This is a genomic window from uncultured Phascolarctobacterium sp. (genome assembly GCF_902463975.1).
In the GTDB taxonomy this organism is placed as follows: Bacteria; Bacillota; Negativicutes; order Acidaminococcales; family Acidaminococcaceae; genus Phascolarctobacterium_A.
In genome coordinates, this window is sequence record NZ_CABQHJ010000003.1 from 93,377 (window position 1) to 104,522 (window position 11,146).

Genomic DNA, 11,146 nt, shown 5'->3' on the forward strand with positions numbered 1-11,146 from the left:
TACCCCTTCTTAATAACCCTTTAACAATTTTTCTTCCTTCATATCAAAAGTAGGTCCATAAATACTATTATACAATCCCTTGATAGCATAAACACAGTTCTGCGAATTTGAATAAATATACCTATCAGGTATCGCTATTACTCTTTTCATTCCTTTCAGATGTTGAAAAGCAGGATCTTCTAAAAATTCTTTTCTAAACTGAACATCTTTGGGTTCTTCATATTCTCTACCTGCAGAAACAAGAAAAACATCAGGATTTGAGGCTATGATAGATTCTTTGGTTACGGTTTCGCCATAATGTATTCCCTGCATGCTAATTGCATTTCTTATTCCGGCATGCTTACAAATATCATCATAGACACAGCCTATTCCTCCATACTGTCTCATTCTGGATGCTAACATAACAACCGGCTGTTCAGCTTGTTTTAATTGAATTTTATCACGAACTTCTGCTAGCTGTCTATCCATTTCACGTATTAATTTATCACCGTTTTCTTCCTTACCCATAGCCTGAGACATTAGTCTTATGTTATACCTGATATCATCAATGCTATTGGGACCTCTACAGACAACTGTCTTTATACCCATTGCTCTATAAGATTCAATAACATTTTTATCTAAAGTATCAGGTACAAAGATAACCTGAGGATTCATCGCCATAATTGACTCTTCACCGAGTTGCTTAAATAACCTATATTCTGTCTTTATATTCTTTGTTTCCTCAGCAATATACGAAATTGCTGAATCCTTGTCAAGGTAATTTTTAGCTACTAAATAATCGGCAGGCGCAATTCCTAAAAGAATAGTGTCATACGTAAGATTATAACACAAAACTCTCGTAGGCTTAGCATCGAAAATAGTTTTATATCCTAAATTATCAATAACGAAATAACTATCTTGTCTGTTCGTCTGATTAATACCTACGAAACTTACAATGATTAAGCAACTCAAAACTAGTATAACAATGGCGAAAAATATTCTATATATTTTATTATCACTATTCATCGCTCAATTCCTCTAAATCACCCTCAATTTCTAAAAACTCTTGTAGTAGAGCACTCTCAATTTCTTTAGGCGTATTCCATAAACCTCTTTGTTTTGCTTCTAACAAAACAGTACACATTTTTCTTAAAGCCCATGGGTTTACTTTTTTTAACCATGCATTGACATCTTTTGAAAGGACATACATTTTAGTCAAATCATTATACATCCAATCCTCAATAACATTGCTGGTTGCATCCCAAGCAAAGCTATGACTTACAATATTACATAAATCAGCTGCACCCTTATATCCATGTTTCTTCATTCCCTGAATAAATTTAGGATTCAGTACTTGAGATAAGTATAACTGTTTCATTTCCTCTGATAAACTTTGAACACTAACAGCATCCTTTTTAGACAAATTCCCACAAAATGACTTTGGAACTTTTCCTGATAAACTACGTACTGCAGCAATCATGCCACCATGAAACGCATTATAATCATCTGATTCTAACATTGTTGTCTCGTAATGATCTTCATTTTTTAGCGTTAAATCAACTTTGCTGAGCTGTTTAGAGAAAACTTCCGGCAGAAATTGACCTTTAATGTTCTTACCATAAGCATAACTTCCCCAAGATACATATATCTCTCTTAAATCATCAATACTTTGCCAGTTTCTGCTTTCTATTGCCAAATTAACACCAGCACCATAAGTTCCAGGTGCACTACCAAAAATCCTGCATTGCAAATTATCGTAGTTTGTCATTTCTAATTCATTTGAGTCCTCCATTATATGCTTACGCGGGTAATTAACATCACCATCCTCATCTAATTTCATAATACATTTAATACATTCATCCAAGTATTCTACAGTAGGATACAACGAATCTCTATACATACCGCTTATTCGCGCTATAACATCTATACGTGGTCTTTTCAAAACGTCTAACGGGATAACCTTAAAACCACTTATTCTCCCATTAGTATTCCATTCTGGCGAAACACCTAAAAGCGCCATTGCCTGAGCTATATCGCAGCCTTTGGTACGCATATTGGTGCCTGACCAAAATATCATAGCAATACGTTCGGGATATCTTCCTTCTTCCTCAATATACTGTTGTATAACCTGATTTGCTAATTCCTGGCCAATAATCCATGCTGACTTGGAAGGTAGTAACCTTGGATCCACACCATAAAAATTTTTACCACTTGGAAGACAATCCAGCATACCTGTTGAAGGGGCACCGGATAAGCCACTTTCAATATAGCAACCATCTAAACCTTTAAGTATATTTGTTATTTCTTCATCAGTATGGCTCAACTTATCCAGAACAATTTCTTTAAGTTCATTGTTACCCTGAGTAAAACTATTAATCAGATTTCTTAAATCCGCTTCAGAACCTAAATCACCTAATATATGCAAACCTGTTCTACATTGATTTGAAGATATTTTCTCAAGATAAGCATGTAAATTCTCCATCTGCTCACAAAAATCAATTTCATTTTCCTTATTACAAAAACATTTCATATCTTCCTTAAGCAGTAATTCAGATATTACTTGCTCTAATTGCGAAACTGTAGAACTTTGTAATCTATAGGCTTCTAAATACTGCTCTACCAAATCATATAGTTCCCGCATTTCACCATATAATCCGGCTTCTTCACAAGGAGCCGGTAAATGATCAACTAATACTGCAGCGCCACGCCTTTTCGCCTGCAGTCCTTCGCATGTAATAGAAATTAAATACGGATATATATTAGGAAGACTATCTATAGCCAAATAAGGATAACTAGCTCTGCATAAGCCAGTGCTTTTACCAGGTAACCATTCAAGACTACCATGAGTACCAAGATGTATTACTGCATCAGCTTTAAATACTTCCACCAACCATCTATAAAAAGCCAAATAGTAATGTGTAGGCGGTATATCTCCATTGTGAAAACTTTTTTGAATATCACCAAAAGCAATTCTTGGCGGTTGGACTCCTATGAATATATTTCCTTGTTTAAACCCTGCAATTTTAAATTCTTCTTCTGTATCAGTAAGAAACGAATTTCCGGGCATTTCACCCCAATTATTTTTTATATGGTTTCTAGTGTCCACGCCTAAATTTTCATACCATTGTTTATAACTACCAACAGGATATTTACCACATGGCTCAAGATCTGATTTAAAAAATTCAACCTCATTAGTAAAACTAGAAAGCAGTTTTTCGGCAAGCCATCCTGATTCCTTAGGTAATTCATCAGTTTTATAGCCAGCTTTTTGAAGGTTTTCTAAAATCACTTCTCCGCTGCGAAGAGAATCCAAACCCATAGCAGTTCCGATTGTAGCATTTCCTGCAGGATAATTATGAAAAATAAGAGCTATCCTTTTATCTTTATTTTGCTTGAGTTTCAACTGTGCCCAACAATAAGCTCTTTTTGCCATTAGTTTTATATTATCATAAATTGGCACCATAGTTACCAGAGTACCATCTTTTTTTTGTCCAGCTAATGGTACACCATGTACAACTCCATCGAATTCCGGCATAATAATATTTGCTTGAAGCTCGTTTTCATTTAAACCATAACTAGACGCTTCCCAGCTTTCTACATCTTGCAAAAGTATTTCACCTTGAAGTATCGGTATATTTAGTTTCTTCAATAAATCTTTATCTTCAATATCTCTGCCAACTGTCAGAGAAAACCATAAGCAATTTATTAATACTTGTGGTATAAATGCACCTTTTAAACAGGCTAATTCTAAAAAATTATTTTCAAAACCTGGTATATTTCTCTCTCTATCACGATTCCAATGAGAAAAAATAGGCAACACATTACAGTCCAATTGTCGTAATTCATTAATCAAGCTATCTATGTATGAAGTATGTCCCCAAGCCCAATGTTCCCTAGGAAAGTTAATCGCTACAGTGGGCAAAGAAGGATTATAATACTTCTCATAAAAAGCTTCTTTCGTCAAAACATTATCCGCTTCCGGTATGTAAATTCCAGACCAAGCCAATTCTTTAGGATTTTTGTAAATCACATTGATATTTAGAAGATTATTGAGCAAATACAAGTATAAATTTTTTATATTGTACATGCCACCATTATTCATATACGAAGCTACTTGGTTAGCTATCTCATTGTTTAGTAAATTTATTATCTTATTGTTACCATAAGTAAAATTTGCTACTAACGGAATACCTTTCTCTTGAGCAATTCTAAGCATATGGAGGACTCTCTTGTCATCGTTTTGTCCCATCCAATTGATAAGTATACCCTTACAATCTTTGTTTATATCATTGCTATCTATATATGTTTTTTCTGTCCCGCTAAATAACTTAAATTTTATATTACTTTCATTTAGTTCATTGCTTGCAGCAACATTTTTCCAGGCAGCAATATAATACGGATTAACACTTTCTTTATTAGATACGAACAAAATATAATTCATAAGTCCTCCATACGCATAATAATTAAATTAGAACCTGTAATTAAGTTCTACAGAATATGTACGTCCAGGTTGATAATAATAATTAAAGAAATCTCTATCTAAAATATTATTTACCGATGCAGTTAAAGTATAGTTCTTGTTAAATGAATAACTAATATCCATATTCATAATAAAGTATGGATCGTATGAACCATAAACTCCATTAACTGTATCACTGTTATCTGTTTTGCTGAATCGTTTGCTGATGTATTCTCCTGTTAGCATGCCGCTCCATTTATCATCACTATAGGTAACACCTGCACGAAATACTTCTTTAGGAATAGCCGTAACATATTTATCCTTCTCAGTCGCCTTTAAAGCTTTTTTTATTACAGGATTTTGATAGGTATAATTTAAAAAGGCACTCCATTTATCATCAAAATTATGATTTAATTCCAGTTCAAAGCCTTTCGCTTCTGCTTCACCAGCGTTTTGGTAGCATGTAGCATTCATACCATCTACCACGCCTAAAGAGTTTTTATACAGCAAGCCTTTATACTTTGTATCATAAACAGATACACCTATTGCAGACTTATTGTTTAAATCTTTCTTATAGCCCAATTCAAAAGTCTCAGCCTTTTGTGGTTTAAGATTAGGATTTGCAATATTATAGACATTGGAGCTATAACTGGAAGAATACATTCTATATAATGACGGAGCTTCAAAAGCTTTACCCCATGACAAATATACACTGCTGTCAGCTTCCGGTTTATACATAACGCTTAAGCTAGGACTCCAATTATCATAAGTAGACTCGTCATAATTAATGGCTTCAGTTTTATTAGGTAACAGAATTCTTCCGTCTGTAGACCATTTATCATAGCGTAAGCCTGCTGTAGCTGTCCATCTGTCAGAAAATTTATGCTCATCCATAACATAAGCAGAGAAAGATTTATTAGTTCCGCTAGCCATAGAATCCACTGCTATCTTACTGTCACTGTTAAACTTATCTGCCAACTTATAGACAGTAGCATCCATCTTATCTTTTCTGTAGTTTAAGCCAAATACTGCATTGTTATTAGCAGAAATTGTTTGGTTTTTTTGTAAATCAAAAGAAAATCTGGTATTTGGTTTAGATGAATCAGTTGCTTTAGAAATACTTGTATCATGCTGCTTGTATTGATCACTATAACCTACTACAGCTTTCCAGCCATTTTCGCTATCATTATAGGTCATGTTATATTTATTAGACGCTTTTTCACCCGGAGTAGAAAAATATGTTCCTGCCTTCTTTATAATATCATCACCAAAATAACTTGTGGGCGCAGAATAAGAATACTCATATTCATTTTTAGTAAAATCTAAAGCTAAAGATTTAGATTCATCGAAATGGTATTTGAACCCAACTCCAACAGTGTTTTCATCCCATTGTCTTTTACCCTTATTGCCGATTATCCATCTCTTCGCTCCGGTGTTAGTAGTAGTAGTTTCAGCTCCAATAACAGCTTTAGAGCTCAAAACCGGATCGGTAATATAACCGTCTGTTTTTTTCTTTTCGTAATTAACATTAAAATCTAATTTATCACTGGCTTTTCCGGCAACATATAAGCTATGATTTTGAGTATTATTAGATCCATATGACAATTTTAAATTGACGGATGTTTTATCCACATCTTTAGTGATAATATTAATTACACCGGCAAGTGCGTTACCACCATAAAGAACAGATGCAGGTCCACGAAGTACTTCTACCCTTTTTACCATATCTACAGGAATAGCAGACCATGTTACAGAACCATTATAAGAATCATTTACCTGAACACCATCGACCAATACTGCTACAGAATTCGCTGCATTAACACCTCTCATTACTGTCTGAGAAGTAGTTGAACCAATCCCGCTTAAACGACCTACATACACTCCCGGAATCTTGACAAATGCTTCATCCAAATTATTGATATGCATCTTATTTAAATCTTTATCAGTAATAACACTGACACTGGCAGCAGTATCTAATAATTTCTTTTCACTACGTGTAGCCGACACCACCATTTCATCTAAAACAAAATTTTCATCAAGTACATCATTATTCTGTGCAAAAGCATTCATAGAACTGCCTAAAACAACTAACATCATTAATGTACTACTTACTCGCTTAGTACTCATACTACAGCTCCTTTCTGATATCAAATACTACTTTTCTATTCGTAACAATACTAACGATATATTATATCGTTGACAGTATTATAAACCAAATAGCAGCATGGCAGTCAACTGTTTTTTTATCTACTGCAATTACAGTCTTAATAGGCTTTATAATAAATTCAGTTTCAATAACTATTGTTCTTATTAATCAAAATAAATTTTATTTTGATATGTACTATAAAAGGCGCATACTAAAACCAACTACTTACTATGTACTTTGGCGTAATTACTATAAATCAGATACTCATTTACTCTGCTATAGAAATATAAATACGGAAGCGTATAGTATATAAGCCATTGTCTATGTAATGCATTTGCTTAAACGTTACTTTAGAAAATGTGCGCAATCAAAAAGACCTGATAAAATTAGCTATCAACTAATATTATTAGGTCCTTTTTTATATTACTCTATATTAAAGCCAAAAAAATCTGCCACACATTTTTCCGGGTGATACATAGCTTCAATAACACGCATGCCTTCGTGATGCCAAAAATCTGATTTTCCAGGCTCGCTTCAAATTCAGCTTTTGATATTCATAGCAGTTTGCTCGAAGCAATCATCTTCGTCACAAAGCCATCCTCGCTAAGCTCCAGCGCCCGCAGCTGACCGCCCATTTCCACCGCTCCGTCCAGATTAAAGCAATGCTCGTTAACCTCCGCCGGCACGCCCTCATAATTACGGTGTCCGTGAACCTGATACTCATTTGCAGCTGCGTGCTTGGCAAAGGACATATCAACATCCAAAGCATCCTCATACACGCCAGTGCCGTAAATCAGCTCCGCTGTTGCCACCAAGGATAAATTCTCCGGCATCCGCGCCAAGCCGCCATGACTGACCAAAACCTTTTTCCCCTGATATATATAGCAGAAGCACTGCGATAATTTCCTGTAAAAATTATATACAGCCTTCCTGCTCAGGCCTGCTTGCGCCATCTCCGGTGCCGTCTGCATGCGGAACTCCTTCGAAGCAACGCCATCTACCAAGCCGTAATCACGCAAATGAGCTTCATGGTTACCTTCCAGCAACGTAACGTTATCTAATGCGGCAAGCTGCAGCAGTAATTGCAGAACCTCGGCATTCTCGCTGCCTCTGTCGATGTAATCGCCAAGGAAAATATAGTAGTTCTGCGGATTTATTTCCTCAAGATATTCCTTCAGCGGCTTATAACAGCCATGAATATCACCGATATGAATTACCTTTTTATAGGCAGATAAATCGCGTGGCTTGTACCAAATTTGCGAAAGCTCCTCCGGTTTAATTACGGTAATGCCGGACGGAACCTTATTATCCGTCAGCTGAGCATACATTCTTTCAATAACATTTTCCGGAACCTGTTTGTATTCCTCACGCAGCATATTCCTTTTCTTTGCTTCTTCCAATGTAATATCAGTAAAATCAACCACATAAATGCGATATTTATACTCATTGGCGAGCTTTTTATACGCAGTCATATCTCTGCCGCGGATGTTGGTAGCATCCACAACCGTAAAGCAGCCACGCTTCATGCGCTCCTCCAGTGTCTGCAGCAAAAATGGCCACATCTGCTTGTCAAAATGCTGGCTGATGCACCATCTGCCTGCATTATCCAGCATCGGCGAAGCATATAGAAGACGTAACGCATCCGCGCTCAATGTATAAGGCTCCAGCCCCTGCTCCTTTATAAACGTGCTCTTGCCGGAGCCCGGCACACCACGCATCAATAATAAAATTCTCATATCAATCACCTTACTTAACTAATACTTTGCAGCTAAAAAACTGCCTATAAATGCAGAATATTTTTCAGCTATCGGCAATTCATAATCTGCCTCAAAGCTCTTTCTTTTTACGGATACTGCTTTTTTTGAAATTGGATTGTAACCTTGACGAACATACTCCTTGCTGTATATTCCAACGCCTCTTTTCTGCCATTGCGGCACGTCGTTGTAGTTTATATTCCTCGCAAAAAGAAGCTCATTTTTGAAGGCAGTACTTTTAGCCCGCAAATACTGCGTAGCCTCATTTTTCGACAAGCCTTCCTTACGCAACGTCCAATAACACCAGGAGTTCAGCGCATTGCGATTTGCGTCCTCTTGCCGCCACAAAAAATAATCCTTCACGAGTTCAATGTTAGGCAAAGGCACAACCCTGCAATCAAAGCACACTGCCTTACCAAGTGCCAAGGAAAAGTAACCGCTAGCCTCACCTGCTAATATAGTGTTTATTTTGCGTACTTTGTTAGCAAAAGCGCTATTATCGGGACTAAACAGCAAGGATATTTCATCACTTTCTGTATAACCGTACAAAACCTTGAAACCGCAATTCATAATATGCTTAGTTGTATCAACCATCAAATTACGAAAGCGTGAGTCAAAGGGTGCCTCAAATTTGCATATTTCACGCGTTAATTTAGTAAAACTGCGTCCGTCCAGCCTCGCTACTATATACATTCCCGGAACTATATATTGATCAATGCTCTGTTCATACACTCGCATCCGTTTATCAAAATCATCAAATTTCATTATCTAAAGCTCCTTCCATTCGCGTAAAAATTTTCTTGGTACGCATTCTGTTAACCACACACCGTTTATCGAAAGGTAAAACTTATAGCCCGCTCTCGCCATATCGCCTGCAAGGACTTCGTAGATAAACGGCTCTCCATGTCTTTTGCCTACATTATGCGCTGTTTTAACATTTGACGATAAATGCACATACAGTCTTTGCTTGGCAATAAGTCCCTGTCTGTTGATGCTCGCAACATATTTAACGCCAGTCCCGTGATATAAAAGCTCCGGCGGCACAGCCTCCCGAAGCTCCACATCAACCTTCACGGAATGCCCTTGATTTGCTCTGATTCTCTTCTTATCCTCGCTGAATGTGAAACGCTGCTTATCATCTTCAGCAACAATATGCTCCAGCATAAGCATATTAAATGCTTCTATCCGGTTAAAGGCAGCCAGCAGCGCTTCCACCTGCGCCCAACCATGCACATCCAGCTCAATGTCGACTGCTTGCGGTTTATGTCGCAGCACCAGCGCTAAAAATCTTCCCCATTCGTTTAAGCTTTTGCTCATAGCATTTCCCCGCCTTATAAAAAAGCAGAACTCCCGAAACTATAGCCATAGTCCCCGGAGTTCTGCTTCTTCTTACGATCATAAATTTTTGCCGAAGCCTTGACCTTCGTAATCGGCTTCACATTTCCCCAGTTGCCTCGTTTGGAGGCGTTGACTATCTTTTGCTGTTTTTTCGACATTTTCTCATAGCTTACAAATCTTTCCATATGCTTATTCCTCCATTATCTGTTCTGTTTTATAAAAATAGCTTGTTGCTATGTTAATCTTAACACAGCAGCAAGCTATAATCATGGAAAAAAACATGCGCACTTAAAATTCTGCGCTGCATTGCATTTGCTCTCTTAGCTTTTTCCTGATAAGCTCCTTAAAGTTCTCCGGCTCACGCACCTTAACCGTCGGTCCGAAGCTCAGCACACGGAAAAGCATTTCGGTTTCATCGCCCTTATCATATTGCACTGTCAGAGTCATTTTTTCACCAGGCTGCAAAATATCCAGCAGGAAAAAATGCAACATGATATCATTAGCCGTAAAGCTCTTGGCTTTTAATGCTTTATAAAAAGGATTATGCCGGATTTTTCTGATGTCCACGGAAATAAAGCAGTTCTTACCGCCGGCATTATGGTGGAAATACATATACTCCCCCAGCCAGCTTTCAATGCGTCGGCGCTCGTTGTCATAACTGCGAGCGCTTTTATCCGCAAAATCAGCTCTGCTCTTAAAGCCAAAGACATAAAAATCACGCATCAGCTGCCGTATATTATCAAAGCTTTTTATTAACTCAGTGAACCTCTCCCACTTAAAATTACTTTGTAATTTTTGAAGTGGGAGCTTTTTCTTGGGAAGTAGTTGCTTTTATTAGCCAACTATATTTACCAAGCTATCCCCGTAGTTCCTACGGTTCTTTTTATTTTTAGACTGCTTGTCTGATTCTTAGACCTTCAGCCAATATATTTTTACTTGCATTTATATCTCTATCGTGATGAGTATGACAAATTGGACAAGTCCACTCTCTTATATCAAGAGTTTTCTTGCCATCTTTATAGCCACATACAGAGCATATTTGACTTGATGGATATAATCTATCAACTTTTATTATTTCTTTACCATACCATTTCGCTTTATACTCAAGTTTATTTATAAAACTAGCCCAAGATACATCTGCAATAGATTTTGCTAATTTATGATTATGAAGCAATCCTTTTGTATTTAAGTCTTCAATACAGATAATATCGTGGTTTTTGATAATATCCATACTTAACTTATTTAAGAAATCTGTTCTCATATTCATAATTTTTTCATGTATCTTAGCTACTTTAATTCTTTGTTTTTGATAATTTTTAGACTCACTTAAGTTCTTATTTGATTTTTTAGCAACTAAAAATCTTTTAGATAATTTTCTCTGTTCTCTTTTTAGTTTATCTTCTAATTGTTTTCTAAATTTAAGATTTTCAATTTTTTCTCCAGTAGAAAGAATAGCCATATCTTTAATAC

The 11,146-nt window shown here is 36.5% G+C and carries 9 protein-coding genes; all 9 read right to left on the reverse strand.

Annotated elements, in window-relative coordinates; all coding sequences use genetic code 11:
- Positions 1 to 9: 9 nt before the first annotated feature.
- A complete protein-coding gene (locus RDW05_RS01850) occupies positions 10 to 1,005 on the reverse strand; it encodes an ABC transporter substrate-binding protein (RefSeq protein WP_307977632.1) in 996 nt (331 codons plus the stop codon).
- The gene (locus RDW05_RS01855) at positions 998 to 4,420 is read right to left on the reverse strand and encodes a cobaltochelatase subunit CobN (RefSeq protein ID WP_307977633.1); all 3,423 of its coding nucleotides are present in this window, start codon (positions 4,418 to 4,420) and stop codon (positions 998 to 1,000) included. Before RDW05_RS01855 ends, RDW05_RS01850 begins: the two co-directional genes overlap by 8 nt.
- 27 nt (positions 4,421 to 4,447) lie before the next feature.
- Positions 4,448 to 6,565 (reverse strand): TonB-dependent receptor, encoded by a 2,118-nt coding sequence (locus tag RDW05_RS01860; RefSeq protein WP_307977634.1) that lies wholly within the window; start codon positions 6,563 to 6,565, stop codon positions 4,448 to 4,450.
- Between the two features lie 573 nt (positions 6,566 to 7,138).
- On the reverse strand, positions 7,139 to 8,320 hold the full coding sequence (locus RDW05_RS01865; protein WP_307977635.1) for an AAA family ATPase: 1,182 nt from the start codon (positions 8,318 to 8,320) through the stop codon (positions 7,139 to 7,141).
- Positions 8,321 to 8,338: 18 nt separating this feature from the next.
- A complete protein-coding gene (locus RDW05_RS01870) occupies positions 8,339 to 9,103 on the reverse strand; it encodes a tRNA(His) guanylyltransferase Thg1 family protein (protein WP_307977636.1) in 765 nt (254 codons plus the stop codon).
- A 3-nt stretch (positions 9,104 to 9,106) separates the two neighbouring features.
- Positions 9,107 to 9,655 (reverse strand): RNA 2'-phosphotransferase, encoded by a 549-nt coding sequence (locus tag RDW05_RS01875; protein ID WP_307977637.1) that lies wholly within the window; start codon positions 9,653 to 9,655, stop codon positions 9,107 to 9,109.
- A 14-nt stretch (positions 9,656 to 9,669) separates the two neighbouring features.
- The gene (locus RDW05_RS01880; RefSeq protein ID WP_307977638.1) at positions 9,670 to 9,861 is read right to left on the reverse strand and encodes a hypothetical protein; all 192 of its coding nucleotides are present in this window, start codon (positions 9,859 to 9,861) and stop codon (positions 9,670 to 9,672) included.
- 103 nt (positions 9,862 to 9,964) lie between these two features.
- On the reverse strand, positions 9,965 to 10,399 hold the full coding sequence (locus tag RDW05_RS01885) for a WYL domain-containing protein (protein ID WP_307977639.1): 435 nt from the start codon (positions 10,397 to 10,399) through the stop codon (positions 9,965 to 9,967).
- Between the two features lie 166 nt (positions 10,400 to 10,565).
- Positions 10,566 to 11,146, reverse strand: a 581-nt coding sequence (locus tag RDW05_RS01890) for an RNA-guided endonuclease TnpB family protein (protein ID WP_307977640.1), incomplete at its 5' end; no start/stop codon positions are given.